Raw genomic sequence first — 25,425 nt, 5'->3', positions numbered from 1 at the left:
GTAACTGTATGCCTTGTTCATAACTCTTATGTAAAACTCTATATAAATGTAGTGAAAAATATATGGGGTCCACTAGGGTATTATAAACTTTTTTTAGGGCCACCTGGAACGGGTAAATCAATGCTTGCTCAGCGAATGGCAACCATAATGCCAACTATGTCTGACGATGAGGCGATATCAACCGCTGCACTTTACTCTATTATTGGTCAATCTATCGATTTAAATAATTGGCGCCAGCGGCCGTTTCGAAACCCCCACCACACTTGCTCAGCAGTTGCTTTAGTCGGTGGCTCTTCAAACCCTAAGCCGGGTGAAATTTCACTTGCGCATAACGGGGTGTTGTTTTTAGACGAGCTTCCAGAATTTGAACGTAAGGTGCTTGATTCTCTGCGTGAGCCTATGGAAACCGGCTCTGTGGTTATCTCCCGTGCTGCAAGGCAAATGGAGTTTCCGGCGCAGTTTCAGCTAATAGCTGCACTTAACCCTAGCCCAACGGGGTGCCATAATGATAAGCGAGCAACACCTGACCAAGTTATGCGTTATTTATCTCGCGTCTCAGGCCCATTTATCGACCGCATCGATTTGCAAATTGAGCTACCCCGTTTAACCAGTGTTGAGCTGCAAAGTACTCAGCCCGAGGAAAGCAGTGCTCAAGTTAGGCAGAGGGTTGAAGCTGCATACCATATACAGTTAAAGCGCCAAGGTAAGGTTAACGCGCGTTTAAATAACAAAGAAATGAATATACATTGTGAGCTTGCGCCTGCTGAGTTGCAGTTTTTAGCACGAGCCAGCGAAAAACTGTCGTTATCACCGCGCTCTTATCATAGGGTCATTAAAGTGGCACGTACGATTAGTGATTTAAAAGGCGCAGAACACATTAGTTTAGAAGAGCTAAAAGAGGCGCTAAATTACCGCGCTTTCGAGCGGTTGCTAGCGCAGTTAACTAAATAATACCGAACCGCAATAAGGCTTAATTATTGTAAGGTGTTAAGCTCGGCGTATTTTTACTATGTTAAAACTTTAATGCGCTAAATTGACAGCATATAGCCTTTGCCACGCACGGTTACAATGCGTTTTTGGTCTTTTTCATCGTAGAGCTTTTTACGCAAACGGCCAATTAAAACATCCACAGTGCGATCATTTGGGCTCCAATCGGGCTGACCTATTTCTTCTGATATTTTCTCACGCGAGGTGGCTTTGCCTGCGTTGCTAATTAAACAAATTAGCACTTTGTGTTCGGCTTCGGTTAAGCGCGATTCAGTGCCTGATGAGGTAATTAATGTTCGATTGTCGGGGTGAAGTTTAAAGTCGGCGTATTCTATAAATTCTTCGCTTTCGTCATCGTCTTGATTAATTGCAATGCGTTTATAAAGCGCACGCATGCGTAGTTCAAGCTCTAATAAGTCAACAGGCTTGCAAATATAATCATCAGCGCCTTGGGCAAGCCCTGCAATACGATCGGCTTGTGAGTCGCGGCTGGATAAAACAATGACGCCGATATCGGTCAAAGTGTTGAGCTCTTTGGCAAGCTGCAACCCATCACGCTTGGGTAATACAATATCAATAATGGCAAGAGAAATAGCACTGCGCAGGTTTACGCGTTGCCTAACTATGTTTAGGGCATCAGCACCTGTGGAGTCTATTTCTATCGAAAATTCGGTGTCTGTAAAGTGATTTTGGATGCGCTTAACGAGTAGCTCGTCGTCTTCAACCAATAAAACGTTAATTGCCATAGGACTTATTTTTGTATATTTATAGCTCTGTATGGTAGCACCAATCGTTTAATGCTGAGAAGAGGGGGCTGTAACTTTTCGGTAACTTTATGTTTCAAATATAAAAGGCGCCTCATAAAGCACCTGTTTATGGGGTTAAGCTCAGCACACCTAGTAAAATGTGCTGAGCGCTGTATTACTTACCTGAGTACATAGCATCCCACCACTGTGGTTCGCCTTTTAGATGTTTATCAAAATAAGCAAGCATAGTGTTCCACCAATCAAAGCGCTTATCACGAGCAAAAATTTGATGGTCGGCGCCTTTGTATTCAATTAGATCTACATCTTTATTTAAGAGCTTTAAGGCAGTATACATGGTTAAACTCTCGCCAATAGGTACATTGGTATCGCTATCGCCATGTAAAAGCAGCAAAGGTGTTGTTACTTTATCGGCATGAAATACAGGGCTGTGCTCGCTGTAAAGTTTAGCGTTATTCCATGGAAAGCTATTTTTAGAGGCTTCGCCTGAGTATAAATACCCCCACCAACCTTCGCCCCAATATGAGGTTAAGTTTGATATGCCCGCGTGCGCAATAGATGCACTAAACATGTCTGTTTTGGTAGCAAGTAGCATGGTCATGAACCCCCCGTATGAGGCGCCTAAATTACCCACTTTTTTGCTATCAACAAAATCGTATTTTTTCAAAAAGGCTTGGGTTCCTTGTATTATATCGCTAGCGGTATAATCGCCCCAGGCATTGACGTGCTGTGCAGAGAACTTTTGTCCAAACCCTGTTGCTCCTGTGGGCTGTAATACATAAACAACATAGCCATTTTCTGCCCATAAGTTGAACGGGTATCGACCTGTAAAGCCACGAGTAACAGGTGAAGTACCGCCGTAGTAATATACAAGTGCAGGGTGTTTTTTAGTTTTATCTAGGTTAGTAGGTAGGTATACACGCCCTGTTATTTCTACGCCGTCTTTATTTGTGAAATTAAACTCTTCTAGGGTTGGGATTTGTGTATTAGCGTAAGCAAGCGGCTTAGAATCCCAAATAAGATCTGTTTTGTTTTTACTAATATTTAAGCGCTTAAGCTGCTGCGGCGTAGATGCTGTGGTACCGCTTAGTAGTACTTGCGGGTTTCTCTCGTGCGAATAGCTAAACTGCTCGACGATATCTAGACCTGTATTAAGCTTTTTAAAGCGCTGTTTGCTTAAGTCGAATAAATACAAAGGTTGAGTATCTTGCTCGGTTACTTTTATAAGCGCATCGCCGTTATCAAGTACATGTAATTCACCTATAGCGGGGTCAAACTGCTTACTTAGCGCTTTTACGTTTTTACCGTTATCGCTAAGTAAGTACAACTGACCGTCGTAATTATTAGCTAACATCCCTTTTGGAAGGGCGCGGCCCGCGCCATTTTTAAAGTCTGGGCCAGCAACAACGTAAACATCTTTGTTGACGTACTTTGCATGATTAAAGGTTTTAAATTTACCAAAAGACGTTATTTTGTTCGATTGTAAGTCAAGCTCCACCAGTTCAGTTTCTGGATGGGTGCTGGCTTGCATAACCATAACTTGGCGGCTCATGAGTACCTTGCCACGATTAGTGTGCGCATCTTCAAAGCTATGCGAAATTGGCCCTTGGCTAAGCGCTTTAATTAAGCCGCTGTGTGTATCTAGCATATAAAGTTGGCTTACGTTACGTGCGTATGACCACCTATCTTGAAGCCCCTTGTAATGCTTAGTTAAGCTGTTGTTGTCTTCGGGTGATTTAGACCAACTGAAAATGAGGCTGCTGTTATCATAAAAATTAAAGTTACTCGCGCCTTCTAGCCCTTCGGCTAAGGTTTTAATACTGAGGTTTTTACGGTTTAGCTGTTTTAGCTCATTCCCTAACGTATAAACTAAAAATTTGTTATCGGGACTCCACGCTATATTGCTTGGCTGTTGGCCTTCAAAGCGATACAAGGTTTGATTTTGGCTATTTTTAAGCTCGGTTACCACGTTTGCCTGGTTAGCTGTTTTATTTGAATAGCTGCGTGTGCTGGTAACATATTGTTTAGCATCGGGCGCTAAAGAAAGCCCACTAACCGTGGGGGCATCAAAAAGCTGAACGGCAGAAAGTCGCTGAGTTGTAGAGGTGTTAATTGTAATGTTGTCAGTGTCGGCGTTGGGTTCAAAATCGAGGGAAACGTTGTTCCAGTTAGCCACTTGTTGCGCCACTAAAATCACACTATGAGAGCCATTCGTTAACGATAAAGAGTAAGTGTGGTTATCCCCTTTTTGAAGCTTAGCATCGATAAATAACTGAGCGCTCTCTACTCCTTTTATAGTTAATGTGCCTTGGCTAAAGCGCCTTGTTTCAATATTGAACTTAAGCGCTTGTAGGCCACCTAAAGTCAGTGCGTTTACTTTATTAAACGGCTGCCAGCTATGCTTTTTACCAAATACAGACACGCTTTGCGTATTACGCTGCAGCTGCTCTAATAAGTTATTAATAATGGCTTGGCCGTGTGGTGTTTGAAATGGCTTAACTTGCATATTTTCGCCTAAAGGGCCAATAAACTCGATATTTGATTTATCAAGCGGGGCTGCTATTGCTGTCAAACTGAAGCTGCCAAGAGCAAAAAAGGTAGCTGCTTGTTTTAGTAATTTATTTTTTGTGGTCCAAGGTGAGCTAATTCTCATATTTGTGCCTATTATTGATAGTTATTTGGCCAAATATAGCATGTATTGTTACCATGCCCATATGTTCAACTCATCGGAGAAAAAGTGACTTTACTGATTGTGTACATGGTTGCTGCCATTGTCATTTCTTTTTTATGTTCTGTAATGGAAGCAGTGTTGTTGAGTATTTCGCCAAGTTACGTGGCGCTTTTACGTAAAAACCAACCAGAACTTGCTAAGCAACTCGAAAAGCTAAAAAATAATGTAGATCAACCGCTTGCTGCAATACTAACGCTTAACACCGTGGCTCATACCGCCGGTGCTGCAGGCGTGGGCGCACAAGCTGCTGTGGTTTTTTCAGATGCGGCGGTCGGCATTGCTTCTGCCATAATGACACTTTTAGTATTGGTACTTTCAGAGATCATTCCAAAAACCTTAGGAGCCAATTATTGGCGTGCCTTAACCCCTAGCGTGACTTACTCCTTACGCTTTTTAGTAATATCGCTAAAACCATTTGTATGGTTTGCTCAAAAGCTCACTAATTTAATGGGTGCCAAGCACGATGAGGCTTTTTATATTCGCCAAGAAATAGAAGCTATGGCAGATATAGGCACTGAGTCGGGGGCTATCCATGAAGATGAGTCTGAAATTATCCGTAATTTACTGCATTTTAGGCATGCTAAACTATGCGATTTAATGACGCCGCGTACTGTGCTTTATAAAGTACATAAAGGGTTAACAGTCGATCAATACATGAGCGAGCACGGCTCGTCATCGTTTTCGCGGGTGTTGGTGTTTGATAAAGACGCTGATGACATTATCGGCTTTGTGCATAAAAACGATATTATGCTGGCTTATCATCGCTTAGGCACCGACTATAAAATTAGTAAATTAGTTAAGCCTATCCATATGGTGCCCGAAGGGCATAATGTGTCGTCGTTACTACAAACCTTGCTTAAGCAGCGCACTCACATATGTTTAATTGTTGATGAATACGGTGATGTACAAGGCATTGTAACCCTAGAGGATATGATAGAAGCGCTTATGGGGCTTGAAATTGTTGATGAGCGTGACCAGTCAACCAATATGCGTATGGTTGCTAAGCAGCGCTGGCGCCAACGTTTAGCAAGCAGTAAGCATATAGTAAGTGAAGATGATAATTCGCCCCGAGATAAAAACTAGTTACCTCGGGGAGAAGGCTAGCGTTTAATTGTGCCCCCCGTACTATTTACCCAATTTATTGCCCACTCTATAAATTCGTCTTTGGCTTTAGGGCAGGTAAATAAAAATCCTTGCATGGCTAAATTAGTACGGTAATTTTTTAAATAGAGTGACTCCTCTGCGCGCTCAACCCCCTCAGCCACCAGGGCTAGTTGCTCTTGACATGCAATATCAACGAGTGAGCTCACCACTACTTGCGAGAACTGATCTGTTTCAATATTACTAATAAGTGTACGGTCAATTTTTATTTCAGTAAAAGGCAGGCGTTTAAGCTGGTTCATGTTGGTAAAACCCACACCAAAGTCATCCAATGATATGCCAAAGCCATGCATTCTTAATCTGTTTAGTGTTTCTAGCTGAGAAAGGCTAGACAGCGCGTGTTGCTCGGTTATCTCTAAAATAATATCACTAGGTGAAAGCTCATTGAGTTGCAAAATAAGCATCAACTTATTAGGGCAGCTTAAATCATCTAATTGCGTAGGTGATAGGTTAAAAGCCAGTTTTAGGTGCGCGGCAATACTTGTGCGTATGGCTTTTAAATCGCTGGTGGCTTGTTCAAATAAGCTAAAAGTAATTTGATTAATTAACCCTGTTTGCTCCGATAATGAAATAAACCGGCTAGGCGCGATGATCTCGCCTGTATGGGTCTTAACTATACGTGCTAACACTTCAATGCTTTCTATTTCGCTCGTTTGTGAATTTATTTTTGGCTGATAATAAGGGGTTATTTCGTTTGATTTGATTGCCTCTTGCAATGCTTTTTCTGAGATAGAAGTATGGGAATGTTCGTTGTGCACGGCTAAGTGTTTTGCTTTTTGTAAAACAGTTTTTACTTGATTAAGTTGCACGGGTTTAGCTAAATTTGCAACTAAATGAATATTGCTATGACGCGCTAAATTAGCAGCTAGATTAATAACCTTGTGATCCATTTCCGAAATTATAACTACTGCGCCTGTAAAATTAAGCTCGCCTAGTTTTCTTATAAACTCCATACCATCCATTTCGGGCATGTTTAGGTCTGTAAATACAATGTCGTAAAAGTTTATATCGTCAGTTACATGAGTCAGCGCTTGCTGAGCACTCAGGCATTTTGTAACTTTATTCGAGACTCCTAGCTCATTTAAAATGGCCTCCATAACAATTAAAATCGCCTTAGAGTCATCCACAACTAAAATATTGGGTACCGAAATCGACATGCTCTATCCTTGTAACGACTTAATATATTAGTACTGTAAAAGTAGCTTCTGATCAGCCTTTTGTCAGCTTAGTTTTATATAAATTTTTAACTTCCTAGTGCTATTGTGCTTATAGTCTGTAGCAATTCGTGTTTTTTTAATTCATCGGTATACTAGCGCTATTGTTTTAACTGGTTTTAGTCATGATAAAAATCGACCTCATGCTTGCAGAGCAACCATTAACCCTTATGGTATCTGGGCAAAAAATAGTACAAATATTCCATAATCAACAAGCTATAGCATTTGAAAACCCTAAGGATAATTATGTTGAATTTGCTTTATCTAACCAAAGAATAGGTATAGATAGCTCGCAGATTCAGGAGCAATCACTTTCGTTATTTGTAGATGGTGTGTTTGCTACACAGCTTGCTTTACCTGCGCCGGTAAATAGCCAGCCCAAAAAAGGCTTTTTAGGGCTCGCGGCACTGGGCTTTAAATTATTTAAAAGTGCAAAAGTAATTAAAGTGGCACTGGCCGGTGCATCGGTTGCCGGCTATGCCTGGTTATTCAGTATTGAATTTGCATTAATGCTAATTGCCTGTTTAGTGGTACATGAGTACGGGCACGTTAGGGCCATGAAATATTTTGGCATTAAAACCAAGGGTATTTACCTTATTCCCTTTGTAGGCGGGTTGGCTGTTAGCGACGATAAAATAACAACACGCTGGCAAGATGTAGTTATATCATTAATGGGTCCTGCGTTTGGTTTGTTTACATCAGTGCTAGGTGTAGTGCTTTATTACGCCACCGAGATGGAGATATTTGCAGGTGTTGCGGTATTAAGCGCACTACTTAACTTATTTAATCTATTACCCATTTTACCGCTTGATGGCGGCCATGTACTAAAAAGTATCAGCTTTTCAATGCGCTCTTGGGTCGGTTTGAGTGTGTGCTTACTCGGTGTGTTATTTGGCTTATGGCTGAGCTACACATTTGGTTTGATGTTACTGGTATTCTTTTTGTTTGTGGGCGCACTAGAAATTGTATTTGAATGGCGAGGCCGACATTACTCGCATTTATTGCCGCTTGATAAATACGGCCAAGGTTTTTCAGCTGCTATGTACGCTATTGTAGTTGCAGGCCATGTGGCAGTAATGATGCACTTTGCCGATTCAGAGAATCCAATACTTAGCCTGCCGATGACTATTTTATCGAGTTAATAGTTATACGCGCAGTATCCCTAAATACTGCGCGTAATGAGGGTTTAGTAAAAGCTCAACACGAGTGATACAAACACCCCTGTAACAAATAGCTGCACTACACAAAACCCCATAATATCTTTTGCTTTTAAGCCTGCTATTGCCAGTACAGGTAGCGCCCAAAAGGGTTGAATTAGATTAGTCCACGCATCACCCCAGGCAACTGCCATAGCAACGCGTGATATATCGGCGCCCAGCTCTTGCGCTGCGGGTATAACAATTGGCGCTTGTACTGCCCATTGGCCGCCGCCAGAAGGTACAAACATATTTACCAGGCCTGCACTTATAAAGCTAAAAAATGGCAAGCTATCGGCATCTGCTACGGCAATAAAACCACGCGATATTTGCTGGGCTAAACCGCTGTCGACCATAACGGCCATAATACCTGCATAAAACGGAAATTGAATAACAATACCTGCGCCGCTAGGAATTGCTTGTTGTAAGCTATTAAGTAAGTTATGGGGTGTTTGGTGTAATGTAATGGCTAAAAACAAAAACATCGCAATAACGCTATTAAGGTTTAGGCTACCGCCTGCAATTACAAAGTAATACGCCAAATAACACAGGCCGAGCAAGCCAATGGCGATGCCTAGCAGTTTACTGTGTTCTAAATGTTGAGCAGGGCGGGTTACATTTTCATTATTAGCGGGGATCTCCTTTATTAGCGCAGGGTCTACATACACGCTGTTTTTATCACTGGGTAGCATGTAGCGGTTAACCAGCGGCATAATGATAAATAAGCCAATGAGTATGGCTATGTTAAAACCAGCAAACAGGGTTTGTTCAGTACCAATTATACCAATGCTACTTTGTGAAAAGTGGCCTTGCGTGGCTATAGTGAGCGGTATAGAGCCGGCTAAACCGCCATGCCATACTACGAAGCCCGAATAGGCACTGGCGACTAACAGCCTGTAATCAACTTTGGTTTGCTTAGCAATGGCTTTAGCAAATAAAGCGCCAATCACTAAGCCAAACCCCCAATTTAACCAACTTGCTAATAACGAAATAAGCGTGACTAAAATTATTGCTTTTGGCGGAGTATTGGCAAGTGTAGCTAGTTTTTCTAATAGTTTACTTACAGGCGATGTACTTGCCAGCATATAGCCTGTGATTAGCACTAATAGCATTTGCATGGCAAAGCTTAGTAGGTTCCAAAAACCATTACCCCATGCGTTGATAACTTCAATACTGGTGGCGGGAGTAAGTAGGCATGCCCCTAGCAAGGTAATAATGCTTAGCAATATTACAAATATAAAAGGGTCGGGTAAGTAGCGCTCTACTAATTTGGTAAACGGTGTGGCAATTTTATTAAGCATAATGTGTCTGTGTGTTTTTTCGTCCTCTTATAATTAATCATGCTATAAAGGTATTAGCAAACCCACATTTAGTCTTATATTTGTAGGATCTGCTTATTTTCTAGGGTGGGAAAGCTGTAATCTACAGCGGTTTACAGATCTTTACTTAAAAGCTTAAACGTTGCTTAAATGCATGGCTTACAGTAACGTACTGTTTATAGATAATTTACTAACAAAAATTTGTATTATGCTGGGAATATTTAAGAGGCTAACGCTACTTCTTCGTGCTCATATCGATCAGCTGAGTTGGCAAGCGGTGATGCTCGCGATACTTGCTCATATGTTAGTGACTTGGGGGCTACTGCTTATTGCAAATGAGCAAGCGCTTACTTCGTTTAGCACCTATTTTTACTACTATACAGTCACTACTTCAACTGTGGGTTACGGCGATTTTAGTCCAACTAGCGAGCTAGGTCGTTGGGTGGTGGCATTAATACAAATTCCGTTTGGATTAGCTTTATTTGGCGTTCTGTTAGGAAAAACAGGGCAAACAGTGACTTACTTAATTAGGCGCGCTATGACTGGTGATAAAAACTTTGCTCACAGTAACAACCATATTATTATTTTTGGCTGGCACGATACCCGAACAAAAAAAATGATTGATTATATTCTTGCCGATACTAAACGTACTGATCGCCGTATTTTATTGGCGGTAACTGAGCAAATGGAGCACCCATTTTTAACCAACGAAAATGTCGACTTTGCCCGCCTTACCAGTTTTACCGATTTAGAAGAACTTGAACGTGTTGCTATAAATCGTGCCGACAAAATTATTATTGATGGGCAAGATGACAACCAAACATTTACAACAGCATTGCGTATTAGCCGCTTAGTCAAAAGTGAATGTCACATTAGTGCGCATTTCTTAGATGAAACTAAGGTCGAGATGCTACTAGAGCACTGCCAAAATGTGGAATGTAGCAGTGCTAAGTCGGCTGAGATTTTAGTGCGCTCAATGCAAGACCCTGGTTCTAGCCGTGTACAAGAAGAGCTATTATCTACGTTACATGGCGACACGCAGTTTAGTTTAGCTATTCCTAGTGGGTGTGATGAAATGGAGTTTGGTACTTTGTTTCACCATTTTAAGCATGACTATAATGCGATTTTGTTAGGGGTAGCGCACAATTTAAGCGCGCAAAATATGGATTTAAACCCACCGCTTGACTACAAAGTAAATGCAGGCGATATACTTCATTATATTGCTCTTGAGCGTGTGCTAACAAATGAAGTTGATTGGCAAAGCTTGGCAAAATAACCAAGGCCTAGATTAAATAATGAATGAAGTAGTATTTTTAATAATTATTTTAAGTGCTTATATTTTACCCGTGGTAATTGTGGTTAATAGTAAGCGCACCCAAGGCCACGAAAAAAATGGCTGGTTATTAGGCGTAATTATTTTTTCGTGGTTGGGGCTTTTTATGTATTTTACTATTGTGCCCAAGCAGGGGCATAAAAAAAGAAAGAAGAATAAACCATCGTAGACCTATTCTAGCTGCTTGAGTTTGTGCTCAACCAGCGGGTCATCCGGCACAATTTGTTGAGCAACTTCTAATAACTGAATAGCATCATTTGGGTGTTCATCTTGATGTTTAAGTGCGACATCAATAAGCGGCTGAATATCTATTTTGGCCTGATGCTCTTGCACATGCTCTTCTTTTTCATCTGCTAAAATTTGATGTGCCGTACTTAATAACGCCAAGCGGTGAGGCGAGCTCGCGTTTGCTTTATTTAGGCTTTGGTAATACTCCTCCTTTAGTCGCAAGGTTTTAGTTTGCAAACGAAACTGCGCTATATCAATTTGCTGGTGGCGAATAAAATCAACGGCTACTTGTTTGTAAAAGCCAAACTTAGTGAGGTAGCTGGCATGAGTGCCGTGCCCCATACCAAATACACGTAAATGAGTAAGTTGAGGGTATCGTTTTGCATGTAAGCGGTCTATTTTATTGGTGGGGTCATAAATTATGTAACCCTTAGCATGGCCTAAATCAACATCGTTATATTCACTTTGCCAATCAAACTGCTGCGCAAGCTCAGTGCTTGAGCGGTTATCCCACGGCACTATTTCAGTGTTTTTGGTGCTAACTGGGTGAAAAAATAGTACTTGATCAAGCTTTAATAATTTAGCAAATGCACCCACAGCAAAACCACCGCGGCTAAGGCCATAGCCTAATCGGCACTTGAATGGGCTAAGTAGTGTCGATAACTGCTCTAAAAAGAAAATTAAATTACGGCTTCTAAACCAATTACTTTTGCCTAAATGCTGAAACGCAATAATATTAACATTTTGTTTTTGCGCTAAGTGATAGCCCCAAGGGGCAAAGTCATCGGTTAGATCGTGTTCTTGGAGGTTGGTGCCCGCGGGTGAGAAAGTAAAAAGCAGGGGCTTACTTAAATCAACAAATTCGTATTTTACGTACACATCGCCGAGTAGGTCACTGCCAGACATGGGCAGCCTAGTTTGTTGTTCATCACGGCAAAGCGTTAACCATTCATCTAACCAATACAGTAGTTTCATTAATCCCCCAATTATAACTCGCGGGGGATCGTATCAAACACGGATAAATGAGGTCAAACATAGTCAAAACTCCCCTCTTAAACGTTCGGATATTATTATGGCTAATTGCTCATAGCTATTATTTGCTCCCAATCGTTTTGTGTGACTGGCATAACTGATAGTCGGCCTGCCTTTTTAAGGGCTAGTTCGTTAATTGCCTCGTTAGTTTTAATGTCTTTTAAACTCACCCGTTTATTTAAATGGCATTTATAGGTTACCTCAACAACAAACCAGCGAGGGTTGTCGGGCGTTGCTTTCGCATCGTAATAATCGCTATTTAAATCAAACTGGGTTGGATCAGGATAAGATTCTTTAGTAACGGTTGCTATACCCACAACGCCTACGTGTTTACAACTAGAGTGATAAATGAATACTAAGTCTCCTAGTTTTATATCATCGCGCATAAAGTTACGTGCTTGGTAATTACGCACACCTTCCCACAAGGTGGTTTGCAGTGGCGCTTTTTTTAAATCATCAATCGAAAAAGCGTCGGGCTCAGTTTTAAATAGCCAATAATTCATAGCCTTACTCATTTAGTTAGATTTACATACATGTATTGTATAGTATCATTAACTTATCTGGGGATTGAGAGAACAGCAAATGAGCCAAGTATTAGATGATTTATTGTCGTTATTGTCACTTGAAGAAATTGAACAGGGTTTATATCGCGGTCAAAGCCAGGATTTAGGGTTTAGAGCGGTATTTGGTGGTCAAGTTATGGGGCAGGCATTATCTGCAGCAAAAGAAACACTACCAAAAGGACGCGTTGTTCATTCATTACACTCTTACTTTTTACGCCCTGGCGATGCGGCAAAGCCGATTGTTTATGATGTAGAAACTATACGCGATGGTAAAAGTTTTAGTACTCGACGTGTGAGCGCCATTCAATATGGTAAACCGATTTTTTATATGACCGCATCGTTTCAAGGGGAAGAAGACGGCTTATCGCATCAAGCAACTATGCCTAATGTACCGCCCCCTGAAGAACTGCGCTCATCGCTTGAGTTTTACCAAGAAAACGCCCATCACATACCCGAGGCTATTCGTAATAAATTTATACGGGAAATGCCCATTGAAATGCGCCCGGTGACTTTTCATAATCCGTTTAAACCTGAGGTTATTGAACCAGTAAAACATATTTGGATTAAAGCCAATGGCGATATGCCAGATGACCAACGTATTCATAATTACTTATTAGCGTATGCCTCTGACTTTGAGTTTTTACCTACTGCATTACAGCCGCATGGCGTATCGTTTATGCAGCCAAATATGCAAGTGGCAACGATTGACCATGCGATGTGGTTCCACCGCCCATTTAGGATGGACGATTGGATTTTATACACCATAGACAGCCCAAGCGCTAGCTCTGGGCGAGGCTTAGTGAGAGGGCAGTTTTTTGACCGCCAAGGTAATTTAGTCGCATCAACTATTCAAGAAGGGGTGATGCGCCAGCGCTAAGTTAATAACGCTATTTACTATTATTTATAGTGCGTTGTGAGCGCTTAGGTTAAACAACGAAACTTACAAAAAAGCCTCAATATTATGAATATTGAGGCTTTTTAATGGTATTTAGTTAATATGTTTAGCGTTAGTTACATTGATCTTGCACTATGTCGCTAACCGACTGCCATATACGAGCCGGTAGTAAGGTTTTTAAGTACATGTATATTTCGCACAGCTGTGTGCTGCCGTGAATACCATTCTCACCATCGGTAATTAACAGCTCACCGCGTAAATTGTCTATAAAACTTACCAGCACTTTTTTATCAAAAAACTCTGGTGTTTTTATCCCATGCAAGGTGCCCAAACGGTTTGCCAGCACTTGGCTTTCTCGCTCAAGCTCAGCCTTTTCAATACCGTTACTGGTTTGAATAAAGCCCACAACAATAGCGTAGCGTTGCAATGTAAAGCTAAGCGACCTTCCTAGCATTTCAAGTTTAGCTAACGAATCATTCGTGTTAGTAACATGAATGCTATCGCCATCGAGCTCAATTAAGTTTTGATCGCTAAAGTTAGCCAAAATACGGCTTATGTAGTTTTCCTCTAGTGGCTGTAAATACCACTCTTTGGCAAACAGAGGGTAAAAAGCCGACACTAACTTTTGGCATTGCTCAACCGTACTACTGTGTTGCTTAAATAAGTGCAAAGCAATCAGGCTTGGCACGGCAAATAAGTGCAAAATATTATTACGGTAATAGTTAAATAAAGTTTTTTCTTTATCGTTAATTGCAATAATTTCACCAAATTCATCGCTAATAACATCAAACTTATTAAGCTTAATAGCGTGTGTTAATAGCTGCTCTGGTGTTTCATCGGGTGCAGTTACTTTATTACTATAGCTTGCATCGCGTTGTAAGCGCAGGTAAAAATCAAGCTGTGCTAATAGCTTAGGTTTACTTAGTGCGTGCTTGTCATTAACTAGCAAAATCATAGCCAGTAAATTCACGGCATTAAGGGCTGCAGCATTATTAATTTTTACCATTACTTGGTCGGCAAGCGCCGCCACTTGCGGACCTAGCCATTGTGGCTTTTGTACATCAGTTGAGTGTACAGCATCGCGCCAATCAGGTTGGTTATCGTTTAAGTATTGGTTGATAGAAATAGGGTCGCCAAAGTTTAGGTAACCACGGCCATAGTTTTTAAGGTTTTTAATGGCTTTAAAAATACCAAAAACTGACTCGCCTTTTTTATCTTTACCGGCAAGCTCTTTTAAATAAGTATTAATTTCCATTACATGTTCGTAGCCAATGTATACCGGCACAATAGATACAGGGCGATCTATGCCGCGTAGCATGGCTTGCAACGTCATCGCAAGCATACCGGTTTTTGGCGGTAGTAATCGGCCAGTGCGGCTGCGCCCACCCTCAGTGTAAAACTTAACTGAGTAGCCTTTAATAAATAGCTGGCTTAAATATTCTTTAAATACGGCAGAGTAAAGTTTATTACCGGCAAACGAGCGGCGAATAAAAAATGCCCCTGAACGACGAAAAATACCGCCGGCAGGGAAAAAGTTAAGATTAATACCCGCGGCAATATGCGGCGGCACCAAACCTTGATGGTATATAGCATAGGTAAGTAACAAATAATCCATGTGGCTACGATGGCACGGCATATAGATTATCTCGTGACCTTTATTGGTAAGCTCATGGATTTGCTCGGTGTACTTTATATCTATACCGTTGTAGAGCTTAGTCCATAGCCAGGTTAAAATTCTGTCGCCTACACGTATCATCGCCTCAGAATAATTAGCCGCTATTTCATCTAGTAGCTTTAATGCGTTTTGGCGTGCTTCTGCTTGACTTATCCCTTTTGACTTTGCTTCATCTTGAATCGCTTTTTTTATAGTAGGTGAAGCTAAAAGTGAGTTAAATAATTGCTCACGCGAGGGCATTTTAGGGCCGGTAGCGGCCAGTTTTTGACGCTTAAAGTGCACACGAGCAACACGCAATAGTTTTTGTGGTAGCTCGTTAACATCGGCTTTTTCATTCACAATAAGTGATAAATCGAGCGGTTGGCTAAAGCGAATAAAATTATCGCGCCCAGAAAACAACACAACAAAAAACTTTCTAAACCAGCTAGGCGTAAGCGAGTGGGTAATTAAGGTACGAATTCCCGGCTTTTCTTTACCTGGGTCGCGTCCCCATAAAATAGTGACTGGCACCACCTGTACATTCTTTTGACCGCTATTTAGTAAATGTTCAATTATTTGTTTACCCTGAGAGAGGGCCGCAGTCGGCTTAGCGGTATCGCCAAATAACGGTGGTGGGTTTTTAATACCTATAAAACGTTCAAGCTCTTGGTTTCCTAGAGTCTGATAGTCGCATGGGTTAGGCAAGCCATGCTTTTTACATACATTAGTAAGGGCAGCTAAATCGAAGCGCGAATTTAACCGAACTATATAAAAAGTAGGATGCTCCGGATTTAGGTCATATTGTTCTATTGGGCTTTGGGGAAGGACCTTACTTTTTACCAAAACACGGCTTACGCAGCTAGTAAGAAAATTCAAACAATAATTTAATAAACGCATCGACTCACCATATTGAGAGTATTAAAAGCAAAATTAGCGCATAGGATACCATAATATCTATAAAATCCTGTAATTTGCGTAATCGGTTAAATTATAAGCTTAGGACTGATTCGGTGCTGAGCAGTTCAATTATAGCTATAAATAACTGGCGGCGGTTATTTGCACAGCTTTGCCCCCGTAATTAAATTGCAATTAGTTGTTGCATTTATCACCAATATCACTATAATACGCAGGCTTTCAAGATTCCTCTGGAACTTGAAGGGATAAATTAAGCTTGGATTTCAAGCTAATAAACAGGAGTTCCGATTTGGAACTCATCGTAGATATAAATTAACAACCGGCATCTTAATTATTAAGATTGTTTCGGTCGTTTTTTTATGCTCTTTAAATGCTCTTTATATTGAGGTTTAAGAATGTCAAATCAACGCATTCGTATTCGCCTAAAAGCTTTTGACCACCGTTTGATTGACCAATCAACGGCGGAAATCGTGGAAACTGCGAAACGCACAGGCGCACAAGTACGTGGTCCAATCCCACTACCTACACGCTTTGAACGTTTTACTGTACTAACTTCACCGCACGTAAACAAAGATGCGCGTGATCAGTACGAGATCCGCACCCATAAACGTCTGATCGACATCGTAGAACCAACTGACAAGACTGTTGACGCATTAATGCGTTTAGATCTTGCTGCTGGTGTTGATGTTCAAATCAGCCTGGGTTAATCGAAAGATTAGAGAGGTTATAGGAAAATGGCATTAGGTCTAGTCGGTCGTAAAGTGGGTATGACACGTATCTTCACTGAAGATGGTGTATCTATCCCTGTGACAGTTATCGAAGCGACTCCTAACCGCATTGCTCAGATCAAATCTGACGCAACAGACGGTTATAACGCGCTTCAAGTAACCGCAGGCACTAAAAAAGCAAGCCGTGTAAACAAAGCAGCAGCGGGTCATTTCGCTAAAGCTGGTGTTGAAGCGGGTCGCGGTCTGTGGGAATTCCGCCTAAATGGTGGTGAAGGCGATTTTGAAGTAGGCGCTGAGCTTACTGTTGAATTATTCAACGAAATCAACAAAGTTGACGTAACCGGTACTTCTAAAGGTAAAGGTTTCCAAGGTGGTGTTAAGCGCTGGAATTTCAGCATGCAAGACGCTACACATGGTAACTCTCTATCTCACCGTGCTCCTGGTTCAATCGGTCAAAACCAATCACCTGGTAAGGTGTTTAAAGGTAAGAAAATGGCCGGTCATATGGGTGCTGAGCGTGTAACGACTCAAAACTTAGAACTAGTTCGCGTTGACGCTGAGCGTAACTTGCTTTTAGTTAAAGGTGCAGTACCTGGCGCTATCGGCGGTGACGTTATCGTTAAACCAGCTGTTAAAGCATAAGTCCTGGAGATTTAGTGATGGAATTAGCAATTAAAGACGCTTCTGGCGCTCTTGAAGTTTCTGAAGCTACTTTTGGACGTGAGTTTAACGAAGCATTAGTACACCAAGTAGTTGTTGCATACGCAGCAGGTGCTCGTCAAGGTACTCGTGCTCAGAAGACACGTTCTGAAGTAAGCGGTGGTGGTAAAAAACCATGGGCTCAAAAAGGTACTGGCCGTGCACGTGCTGGTACAATCCGTAGCCCAATTTGGCGTTCAGGTGGCGTTAGCTTCGCAGCTAAACCACAAGACCACAGCCAAAAAGTAAACCGTAAAATGTACCGCGGTGCGATCAAAAGCATCTTATCTGAATTAGTTCGTCAAGAGCGTTTAATCGTTGTTGAAAGCTTTGGTTTAGAAGCACCAAAAACTAAAGAACTAGTTTCTAAGCTTAAAGAACTTGAGCTTAAAGATGTTCTTATCGTGACTGAAGAAGTAGATGAAAATCTTTTCTTATCGGCACGTAACCTGTACAAGGTTGACACGCGTGATGTAGCTGGTATCGATCCTGTAAGCTTAATTGCTTTCGACAAGGTACTTATTACAGCTGCTGCTGTTAAGCAACTTGAGGAGGCGCTAGCATGATCCGTGAAGAACGTCTTTTAAAAGTGATCCTTGCTCCACATATCTCTGAAAAAAGCACAATTGCTGCTGAAGAAAACAACACGATTGTTTTCAAAGTAACAAATGATGCAACTAAAGCTGAAATTAAAGCGGCAGTTGAGAAGCTTTTTGAAGTAGAAGTAACGGGTGTTCGCACACTTAACGTTAAGGGTAAAACAAAACGTACTGGCATGCGTTTCGGTCGTCGTAGCGACTGGAAGAAAGCTTACGTTACTCTTAAAGAAGGTAGCGAGCTAGACTTTGTCGGCGGCGCCGAGTAATAAGGGGAGTTAGAATTATGGCACTTCAAAAGTGTAAACCAACTTCTGCGGGTCGTCGTCACCTAGTTAAAGTGGTTAACCCAGATTTACATAAGGGTAAACCTTACGCTCCACTTTTAGAGAAAAACTCTAAATCAGGTGGTCGTAATAACAACGGTCGTATTACGGTTCGTCACATTGGTGGTGGTCATAAGCATCATTACCGTGTAATCGATTTTAAACGTACTAAAGATGGCATTCCTGCTACTGTTGAGCGTTTAGAATATGATCCAAATCGTAGCGCAAACATCGCTCTTGTATTATATGCAGACGGTGAGCGTCGTTACATTATCGCACCAAAAGGCTTAAAAGCTGGCGATGTAATCCAGTCTGGTGTTGATGCACCAATTAAGACTGGTAATGCATTACCTATGCGTAATATGCCTGTAGGTTCGACTGTTCACAACGTAGAATTAAAACCAGGTAAAGGTGCTCAAATTGCACGTTCTGCTGGTGCATACGTTCAAATCCTTGCGCGTGATGGTCAATACGTAACATTACGTCTTCGTTCTGGCGAAGTTCGTAAAGTACAATCTGATTGTCGTGCAACACTTGGTGAAGTAGGCAATGCTGAGCATATGCTTCGTTCACTTGGTAAAGCAGGTGCAAATCGCTGGCGTGGTATCCGTCCGACAGTTCGTGGTGTTGCCATGAACCCGGTAGATCACCCACACGGTGGTGGTGAAGGTCGTACATCTGGTGGTCGTCATCCTGTGTCTCCATGGGGTAAGCCGACTAAAGGTGCTAAGACACGTAAGAACAAGCGTACTGATAAATTCATCGTACGTCGTCGTACTAAATAATAGTTGAGGAATAGCCATGCCACGTTCTCTCAAGAAGGGTCCATTTATAGACCTACACTTGCTGAAGAAGGTAGAGAAAGCGTTGGAAAGCGGTGACAAGAAGCCAATTAAAACTTGGAGCCGTCGTTCAATGATCATACCTAACATGATCGGATTGACCATCGCTGTCCATAATGGTCGTCAGCACGTTCCTGTGTTTATCACAGACGAAATGATCGGTCACAAACTGGGTGAATTTGCACCAACTCGCACTTACCGCGGCCATGCTGCGGATAAGAAAGCGAAGAAACGTTAAGAGGGGAATGATAAATGCAAGCATTAGCTAAACATAAATTCGCCTCTGGTTCGGCGCAAAAAGCACGTCTAGTTGCAGATCAGATCCGCGGATTACCTGTCGATCGCGCTCTAGAAATCCTGGCGTACAGCCCTAAGAAAGCGGCTGTATTAGTTAAAAAAGTACTTGAGTCTGCTATTGCTAACGCAGAGCATAACGAAGGTGCTGACATTGATGAGCTTCGTGTAGCTACGATTTTTGTGGACGATGGTCCTACAATGAAACGTATTATGCCACGTGCTAAAGGACGCGCAGACCGCATCCTTAAGCGTACAAGCCACATCACTGTTGTGGTTTCAGATAGCTAGGAGTATAAGTAATGGGACAAAAAGTTCATCCTACTGGTATTCGCCTAGGTATATCTAAACCTTGGGTTTCTACCTGGTACGCGAGTTCTAAAGATTTCTCTGATCAGCTTTTTGGCGATCACAAAGTACGTACTTTCCTTACTAAGGAATTAAAAGCGGCTTCTGTGTCTAAAATCGTTATTGAGCGTCCAGCTAAATCTATCCGTGTAACAATTCATACGGCTCGTCCGGGTGTTGTTATCGGTAAAAAAGGCGAAGACGTAGAAAAATTACGTCAAGCGGTAACTAAGATTGCTGGTGTACCTGCTCAGATTAATATTTCTGAAGTACGTAAACCAGAATTAGATGCACAATTAGTTGCAGACGGCATTGCCTCTCAGCTAGAGCGTCGTGTTATGTTCCGTCGCGCTATGAAGCGTTCGGTACAAAATGCAATGCGCATCGGTTCTAAAGGGATCAAAGTTGAAGTTAGCGGTCGTCTTGGCGGCGCAGAAATCGCACGTTCAGAATGGTATCGTGAAGGTCGTGTACCTCTACATACTCTTCGTGCTGATATCGACTACGCAACTTCTGAAGCCTTAACCACTTATGGTATCATTGGTGTTAAAGTTTGGATCTTCAAAGGCGAAGTTATTGGTGGTTTACCACTAGTACAAGAGCAAGAGAAGCCAGCTAAACGCGCACCAAAGAAAGCCAAAAAAAGTGCTAAGTAGAGGTAGCGAGTAATGTTACAGCCAAAACGTACAAAATTCCGTAAAATGCACAAAGGCCGCAACCGCGGTTTAGCGCAAAACGGTAACAAAGTAAGCTTCGGTACTTTCGGTTTGAAAGCTACTGGTCGTGGCCGCATGACTGCTCGTCAAATCGAAGCAGCTCGTCGTGCTATGACGCGTCACGTGAAACGTCAAGGTAAAATCTGGATCCGTGTCTTCCCTGACAAGCCGATCACAGAAAAGCCTCTTGAAGTTCGTATGGGTAAAGGTAAAGGTTCTGTTGAATATTGGGTTGCTGAAATTCAGCCTGGTAAAGTACTTTACGAAATGGAAGGTGTTTCTGAAGAGCTTGCTCGTGAAGCATTTGACCTTGCAGCTCGTAAACTGCCATTCAAAACAACTTTCGTAACTCGGACGGTAATGTGATGAAAGCAAGCGAACTAAAAGACAAAAGCGTAGAAGAGCTAAATGCTGAACTTCTAGGACTTCTTCGTGAGCAGTTCAACCTGCGCATGCAAGCAAGCACTGGTCAGTTAGCTCAGACACACACGCTAAGAACAGTACGTCGCGATATCGCGCGTGTAAAAACAATTATTAACCAGAAGGCAGGTCAATAATGAGCGATAAAATTCGTACTCTTCAAGGCCGTGTAGTAAGCGACAAGATGGAAAAATCTTTCACTGTTGCTATCGCACGTTACGTGAAGCACCCAATCTATGGGAAATTCATCAAACGTACTACTAAGCTACACGTACATGACGAAAACAACACAGCAAAAGCGGGTGACGTAGTTACTATCCGTGAATGCGCGCCAATTTCTAAGAATAAATCTTGGACTTTAGTAGACGTTGTTTCTAGTCCAAAACAAGCTTAATTTTTAAATTAAGTAAGTTTTGTAAAAAGCCCTGGCATTAGCCGGGGCTTTTTGTGTGTAAAGAAAGAAGAGATAAGCGGTAAGTTTTTAGCTGTAAGCAGCTCAAAGTGAATATGAGCACCGCAGTTTGGCTTGAGCCTAGGGCATTTCCTAGAATAAAAGAGCCATTAATACGCAATAGTCTAAATACCAACCTGCATTAATAGTAAGCTAAATTGAGGGAGGAACAGTCACTGCTGACGTTAAAATTGCTTACAACGCACTATCGGGGTTTTAAATTAATAAACCTGTGTCTTTGTGAAAGCAGGGCTATAACAAAAGATATTACTATGCCCACGGCAGAGCCTACTACTATGAAGCGGTTCTCGATACGACTAACCTGCCTTTCTCCTACAATTTGATAGGTCACATCTCCCTCTATAAAGCGCTCGCCTTGGTATTGCTGAGTGATATTAAATGCTAAAAAGTCATCTAGCTTTGCTTGATAGGTGAAGTAGGTTTGTGGATAAAAAATTTCATATGCTGCACATAACCACGCTATCAGCCCGCACATAAATAAAGTCAGGCTCATAATTAAAGTGATGTTTGAGGGCGTATGTTTAGTTGAATTTATAGGTAGGCATTTGTCAAAACAGGTTTGGCCATAGCAAAGTTTAAGCTTTTCAATCACCTCAGCTGAAGGGATAAACTGTCCATTTTCAAGCTTTGAAAGGTACGACTGTTGAATTCCAATTTCACGCGCTGCAAAAGCTTGCGTCCACTTTTTATTTGCTCTAAGGCGCTTCAACTCCATTCCTAATGCTTGCATACCCTTTGCTCTTATTTGATTAGTTAAGCGTTTTATTATCGCTAAAATTTGTATTTATAAATAGCCTAAAAGCGCATATTCATGCTTATTAATATAAAGAATATTATGAATATTAATAGCTTATGTTCACTTTAACAAAATATAAGGTATGCTCAATTCGATTTTAATAAGGAGATATAATATGTCTAATAAATTCACTAGTGCTATTTTAGTGCTTATCAGTTCACTGTTTTTTACAAACTCTAGTTACGCAGAGCCTGTTTTTGCAATTAAAGCCAGTATTTATAAATTACAGAATGAGATTACGGTAGATAGTAAAATAGAACAGGCTTTAAAAAACCTAAGCCCCACGCATCAGCCTCAGCTACTCACGCTATTAAATAAAAGTGCAATGATAGAAATTGGTGATGATACTCAAATGACGGCACTTGAAGTAAAGCCAAACGCAGAGGGAACGCACTTTAACGCCAGCTTGAAGTTAAAAGAGCAGGTTGGTGGCAAGTGGGAATCTATTTCTTCTTTTATGCCGCAAATCCCAAATGGGCAAACAGTGTATTTAAGCCGCACCTTTACAGATAAAGTATGGCTGATAAAAATTACAGGCAAGCGCTACGAATCAATAGCGCGTGCAGAGCAGGCCTTAAATCAAAAGTAGTGCCTGCTAATTTACCGCACAGGCGAGTGGCTGAAAAAAAGTTTAATATAAGTTTGCTGGTAAAGAATAGCGGGCACGTTAGTATGCGCTATTAAAGGTACAAGGAGTGTAAAATGACTAAGCAAACAGTGTTGATTATAGGTAATGGCCCCGTCGAAAAGGATGTAAGTAAAGCCTTAAGCAGCTTTGATAGAGTGGTGCGCTTTAATATGTGTGCAAATATGCCTGCAAACTTAGGCCAAAAATGTACTGATTTATGGCTAGTAGGAAGAGGTAAGCAAGGCGCAATGCTTTGCGCAGCGTTTCCAGGTATAGATATAACGCAGCTGAAAAATGTCATGATCACCGACCCAAAACCTAGCTTATTTATCCAACCTTTTTATAAGCTAATTAACCGCAGGGGCTGTATTGACCATGGTGATGAAATAATACGTAAATATAGCCCGCACGCCAACGTGAGTCGCATCGCCCAGCACGATAAAACAGCATTATTAAAACACTTATATACGTTTGGTAAACCTGCTTTTAGAGCTAAAACACCCAGTTCAGGAATGTTAGCCATAGAGTACTTTTTAAAGCAGCAAGCACAGGTGTATATTATCGGCTTTGGTTTTAAGGGCTGGAAGCGTCATCCGTGGGATTTAGAAAAGCGGTATGTGGAGTCACTTATTGCTGAGCAAAAAGTTCAGGTATTAAAAAGCCCCAGTTAATGCTGGGGCTAAAAGTTATTACCAAATCATCTCAACAAATTCAGGGTGATCGATATATGGGTTGCGATTCCCCTGAAACTCAAAAGCTGCTTGGTTTCGGTCAAGCTCCATTTGGCTAACAGGGTCGGCGTTATGCCAGTTTAGTAGCATAGCTACCACCCAACTCTCGAATACTTGATTACTAGTACCGTTAAGGACTGCATTACTGGCTGTTGTGTTGTTTTGCCACGAGCCAATTACGTTCTCATAGCGAGTTGCCATGTAAAAGTATGCGCGTGCAAAGTCGCCTTTAAATTCATCAATGGGTTCAAAAACCGTTCCTGTGTAATTTAATGAACTAGTGGCACTGCCTAATTTACTGCCATTTGTTGATGTGAACGTTGCGCTTGCTACTTCACCAAACGGGAAGTTACTGCGTTTTGAATTAACATACCCATCGGTAGCGTAGATGTGGTGCACGTCTGAATTCATTGGTTCAACAGTGCCACCAAACCAGCTTTTAGGGAATGAATGCTCACGGTTATAGCAATCGGCTTCACTGTTATACGTACCACACTGATCGCTCACCGCGGTATAGGTATAGCTGTCGCTACCATTTGGCTTTTCACTATACATATCTAAAATACTGTTATCGTTTTCAAAGTATTTATCGCGTGCTGAGGAGTCGTAAAAATTCCAAATAGCTGAGTAACCTTGCGAGCTGTGATTTTTGATAATGTTATAAAGCTCAGTTTTTAATGCATAGCCCGATAAACCCTGAGTTGTTACGTAGTAACCTGTGGGTGTTGGGTTAGTGCCGCCACCAGTATCACCGCCAGAGCCACTGCCTAGCTCAAACGTGGTGCTATCAGTGCTGCTAAAGCTTGCACCGCTTGCAAGCTCTGTAGAGCCATAAGTTAGGCTATAGCTACCGTTACCAACATTACAGCACATACCGTCGCCATAACTGTCGCTCATAACTAAAGAGTAAGTACCATCAGTTAAACAAACTTGCTCATTGTATTGCGTATTTGAGGCGTAGCCACTGCCGTTTGCGATACCGCTACCTTGGCTGTTATTAATCACCCAGCTGGTTTCGCTGCCGTAGTTATCGGTATTAAGTGTTAAGGTAAGGCTATGGTCGTTACAGCTGCCTGAAGCGCCACCGTCTGTATTAGGCAAAAAGTTATCTACATAAACGGTTTCATTGCCGTCAAAGCCGCTCATATCGTAAAAACGTAAACCCACATTAATGGTTTTGTTACTGCTTGGCGTATAGCTGTGGCTAATAGTTTGCCATTGGTTAGTTTGTGCTTGGTTAGAGTACCCTTGGTAGCCATCTACATAAAGGCGAGCTCTTATATTTCCTTCAGTGTGATATACATCCACGGAGAAATCATATGTTTTGCCAGCTTCCACACTGACTTGTTGTAATAAGTCGGTATTGCTTTGCGAGCCGGTGGTTACGTTAACAGCTGCTGCGCTGTTTGCGTTATTTATGATATTGGTCGAGCGCGATACATTAATGCCGCTATCAATGGTAGTCCATGCGTCAGGGGTATTCCCTGTCCACTGCTCAAAGCCGCCATTTGTGATATTGGCCATTGCTGGGGTGGCGGCAATGAGTAATGCCGTGCTAAGTAATTTATTTTTGTATGTCCCGTGTGACATGATTGTTCCTATTTTTATAGTTGAGTAAATAACATACACTATCTGCGTTAGGTTACAAAATTGTTAAATGAAAAATTAATAAAATAGCAATAATAAGCCTTTAAGCTGTTTTTGAAGGTCTTAATATAAATTAATAACTAAATGGAATAACAAAGCAGATTCTATTCTTTTTTTCTCACCGCATAGCCCGCTATCCTGCACACTAATAAAACCTCAGCAGAGTTACTCTGGGTGGGGTAAAACTCAT

Annotated in this window: 28 protein-coding genes; 19 read left to right on the top strand and 9 right to left on the bottom strand. The window is 41.6% G+C overall.

Translation table 11 applies throughout. From position 1 onward, the window contains the following. Positions 1-951, top strand: a 951-nt coding sequence (locus tag AN391_RS17195) for a YifB family Mg chelatase-like AAA ATPase (RefSeq protein WP_235576498.1), incomplete at its 5' end; no start/stop codon positions are given. Positions 952-1,028: 77 nt separating this feature from the next. On the opposite strand, the gene AN391_RS17190 is transcribed toward AN391_RS17195, so the two are convergent. Both AN391_RS17190 and AN391_RS17185 read right to left on the bottom strand, forming a co-directional pair. Further along, the gene (locus AN391_RS17190; RefSeq protein ID WP_055016531.1) at positions 1,029-1,733 is read right to left on the bottom strand and encodes a response regulator transcription factor; all 705 of its coding nucleotides are present in this window, start codon (positions 1,731-1,733) and stop codon (positions 1,029-1,031) included. Positions 1,734-1,908: 175 nt separating this feature from the next. Beyond that, a complete protein-coding gene (locus tag AN391_RS17185; protein ID WP_055016530.1) occupies positions 1,909-4,404 on the bottom strand; it encodes a S9 family peptidase in 2,496 nt (831 codons plus the stop codon). 84 nt (positions 4,405-4,488) lie between these two features. Here AN391_RS17185 and AN391_RS17180 point away from each other — a divergent pair, with 84 nt between their 5' ends. After that, entirely contained in the window at positions 4,489-5,565 is a 1,077-nt protein-coding gene (locus tag AN391_RS17180) for a CNNM domain-containing protein (protein WP_055016529.1), read from the top strand. 17 nt (positions 5,566-5,582) lie between these two features. Here the strand turns inward: AN391_RS17180 and AN391_RS17175 are convergent, their stop codons facing one another. After that, entirely contained in the window at positions 5,583-6,800 is a 1,218-nt protein-coding gene (locus tag AN391_RS17175; RefSeq protein WP_055016528.1) for an EAL domain-containing protein, read from the bottom strand. Positions 6,801-6,982: 182 nt separating this feature from the next. Here AN391_RS17175 and AN391_RS17170 point away from each other — a divergent pair, with 182 nt between their 5' ends. Beyond that, positions 6,983-7,999, top strand: coding sequence for a metalloprotease (locus AN391_RS17170; RefSeq protein ID WP_055016527.1), 1,017 nt, complete (start codon positions 6,983-6,985; stop codon positions 7,997-7,999). A gap of 44 nt (positions 8,000-8,043) precedes the next feature. On the opposite strand, the gene AN391_RS17165 is transcribed toward AN391_RS17170, so the two are convergent. Further along, entirely contained in the window at positions 8,044-9,354 is a 1,311-nt protein-coding gene (locus AN391_RS17165) for a short-chain fatty acid transporter (RefSeq protein ID WP_055016526.1), read from the bottom strand. Positions 9,355-9,580: 226 nt separating this feature from the next. On the opposite strand from AN391_RS17165, the gene AN391_RS17160 reads away from it, so the two are divergent. Next, positions 9,581-10,648, top strand: coding sequence for a potassium channel family protein (locus AN391_RS17160; RefSeq protein WP_055016533.1), 1,068 nt, complete (start codon positions 9,581-9,583; stop codon positions 10,646-10,648). Positions 10,649-10,667: 19 nt separating this feature from the next. Beyond that, the gene (locus AN391_RS17155; protein ID WP_055016525.1) at positions 10,668-10,874 is read left to right on the top strand and encodes a PLDc N-terminal domain-containing protein; all 207 of its coding nucleotides are present in this window, start codon (positions 10,668-10,670) and stop codon (positions 10,872-10,874) included. A 2-nt stretch (positions 10,875-10,876) separates the two neighbouring features. Here AN391_RS17155 and AN391_RS17150 read toward each other — a convergent pair whose 3' ends face one another. Both AN391_RS17150 and AN391_RS17145 read right to left on the bottom strand, forming a co-directional pair. Further along, a complete protein-coding gene (locus tag AN391_RS17150) occupies positions 10,877-11,908 on the bottom strand; it encodes a hypothetical protein (RefSeq protein ID WP_055016524.1) in 1,032 nt (343 codons plus the stop codon). Between the two features lie 101 nt (positions 11,909-12,009). Further along, positions 12,010-12,468 carry an EVE domain-containing protein gene (locus AN391_RS17145; protein WP_055016523.1) on the bottom strand — a complete coding sequence of 153 codons (459 nt, stop codon included), beginning with the start codon at positions 12,466-12,468 and terminating at the stop codon, positions 12,010-12,012. A gap of 79 nt (positions 12,469-12,547) precedes the next feature. Here AN391_RS17145 and tesB point away from each other — a divergent pair, with 79 nt between their 5' ends. Beyond that, the gene (gene tesB / locus AN391_RS17140) at positions 12,548-13,405 is read left to right on the top strand and encodes an acyl-CoA thioesterase II (RefSeq protein WP_055016522.1); all 858 of its coding nucleotides are present in this window, start codon (positions 12,548-12,550) and stop codon (positions 13,403-13,405) included. A gap of 130 nt (positions 13,406-13,535) precedes the next feature. Here the strand turns inward: tesB and plsB are convergent, their stop codons facing one another. After that, positions 13,536-15,974 carry a glycerol-3-phosphate 1-O-acyltransferase PlsB gene (gene plsB, locus AN391_RS17135; protein WP_055016521.1) on the bottom strand — a complete coding sequence of 813 codons (2,439 nt, stop codon included), beginning with the start codon at positions 15,972-15,974 and terminating at the stop codon, positions 13,536-13,538. Between the two features lie 413 nt (positions 15,975-16,387). On the opposite strand from plsB, the gene rpsJ reads away from it, so the two are divergent. Genes rpsJ through rpsQ form a run of 11 tightly spaced genes read left to right on the top strand, consistent with a single transcriptional unit; the run spans position 16,388 to position 21,355 of the window. After that, on the top strand, positions 16,388-16,699 hold the full coding sequence (rpsJ, locus tag AN391_RS17130) for a 30S ribosomal protein S10 (protein WP_002957900.1): 312 nt from the start codon (positions 16,388-16,390) through the stop codon (positions 16,697-16,699). Positions 16,700-16,726: 27 nt separating this feature from the next. Continuing rightward, positions 16,727-17,362, top strand: a complete 636-nt coding sequence (rplC, locus tag AN391_RS17125; protein WP_004588685.1) for a 50S ribosomal protein L3 — start codon at positions 16,727-16,729, stop codon at positions 17,360-17,362. Between the two features lie 17 nt (positions 17,363-17,379). Further along, on the top strand, positions 17,380-17,985 hold the full coding sequence (rplD, locus tag AN391_RS17120) for a 50S ribosomal protein L4 (RefSeq protein ID WP_004588686.1): 606 nt from the start codon (positions 17,380-17,382) through the stop codon (positions 17,983-17,985). Beyond that, positions 17,982-18,284 (top strand): 50S ribosomal protein L23, encoded by a 303-nt coding sequence (rplW, locus tag AN391_RS17115; RefSeq protein ID WP_004588687.1) that lies wholly within the window; start codon positions 17,982-17,984, stop codon positions 18,282-18,284. Before rplD ends, rplW begins: the two co-directional genes overlap by 4 nt. A 17-nt stretch (positions 18,285-18,301) precedes the next feature. Next, positions 18,302-19,126 carry a 50S ribosomal protein L2 gene (rplB, locus tag AN391_RS17110; RefSeq protein WP_055016520.1) on the top strand — a complete coding sequence of 275 codons (825 nt, stop codon included), beginning with the start codon at positions 18,302-18,304 and terminating at the stop codon, positions 19,124-19,126. Between the two features lie 16 nt (positions 19,127-19,142). Further along, entirely contained in the window at positions 19,143-19,421 is a 279-nt protein-coding gene (rpsS, locus tag AN391_RS17105; RefSeq protein ID WP_010376377.1) for a 30S ribosomal protein S19, read from the top strand. Between the two features lie 14 nt (positions 19,422-19,435). Further along, complete coding sequence (gene rplV / locus AN391_RS17100; protein WP_055016519.1) at positions 19,436-19,768, top strand: 50S ribosomal protein L22; 333 nt, start codon at positions 19,436-19,438, stop codon at positions 19,766-19,768. 11 nt (positions 19,769-19,779) lie between these two features. Continuing rightward, positions 19,780-20,481, top strand: coding sequence for a 30S ribosomal protein S3 (rpsC, locus tag AN391_RS17095; protein ID WP_004588691.1), 702 nt, complete (start codon positions 19,780-19,782; stop codon positions 20,479-20,481). Between the two features lie 12 nt (positions 20,482-20,493). Beyond that, complete coding sequence (gene rplP / locus AN391_RS17090; RefSeq protein WP_002957890.1) at positions 20,494-20,907, top strand: 50S ribosomal protein L16; 414 nt, start codon at positions 20,494-20,496, stop codon at positions 20,905-20,907. After that, positions 20,907-21,098 (top strand): 50S ribosomal protein L29, encoded by a 192-nt coding sequence (rpmC, locus tag AN391_RS17085; RefSeq protein ID WP_004588692.1) that lies wholly within the window; start codon positions 20,907-20,909, stop codon positions 21,096-21,098. The genes rplP and rpmC overlap by 1 nt, the downstream gene beginning before the upstream one ends. Next, a complete protein-coding gene (gene rpsQ / locus AN391_RS17080) occupies positions 21,098-21,355 on the top strand; it encodes a 30S ribosomal protein S17 (RefSeq protein ID WP_004588693.1) in 258 nt (85 codons plus the stop codon). The genes rpmC and rpsQ overlap by 1 nt, the downstream gene beginning before the upstream one ends. 262 nt (positions 21,356-21,617) lie before the next feature. Here the strand turns inward: rpsQ and AN391_RS17075 are convergent, their stop codons facing one another. After that, positions 21,618-22,163 (bottom strand): helix-turn-helix domain-containing protein, encoded by a 546-nt coding sequence (locus AN391_RS17075; RefSeq protein ID WP_055016518.1) that lies wholly within the window; start codon positions 22,161-22,163, stop codon positions 21,618-21,620. Between the two features lie 181 nt (positions 22,164-22,344). Between AN391_RS17075 and AN391_RS17070 the strand changes: the two genes are divergently transcribed. Together AN391_RS17070 and AN391_RS17065 are read left to right on the top strand one after the other, a co-directional pair. Continuing rightward, entirely contained in the window at positions 22,345-22,818 is a 474-nt protein-coding gene (locus tag AN391_RS17070) for a hypothetical protein (RefSeq protein WP_055016517.1), read from the top strand. A 113-nt stretch (positions 22,819-22,931) separates the two neighbouring features. Beyond that, positions 22,932-23,528 (top strand): hypothetical protein, encoded by a 597-nt coding sequence (locus tag AN391_RS17065; RefSeq protein WP_055016516.1) that lies wholly within the window; start codon positions 22,932-22,934, stop codon positions 23,526-23,528. A gap of 18 nt (positions 23,529-23,546) precedes the next feature. Here AN391_RS17065 and AN391_RS17060 read toward each other — a convergent pair whose 3' ends face one another. Beyond that, the gene (locus AN391_RS17060; RefSeq protein WP_055016515.1) at positions 23,547-25,178 is read right to left on the bottom strand and encodes an endonuclease; all 1,632 of its coding nucleotides are present in this window, start codon (positions 25,176-25,178) and stop codon (positions 23,547-23,549) included. Between the last annotated feature and the right edge of the window lie 247 nt (positions 25,179-25,425).

The sequence above is a fragment of the Pseudoalteromonas sp. P1-13-1a genome, from assembly GCF_001401875.1.
GTDB lineage: Bacteria > Pseudomonadota > Gammaproteobacteria > Enterobacterales > Alteromonadaceae > Pseudoalteromonas.
The sequence above is the reverse complement of the archived record's forward strand: the minus strand, read 5'-3'. Positions and strand labels throughout refer to the sequence as shown.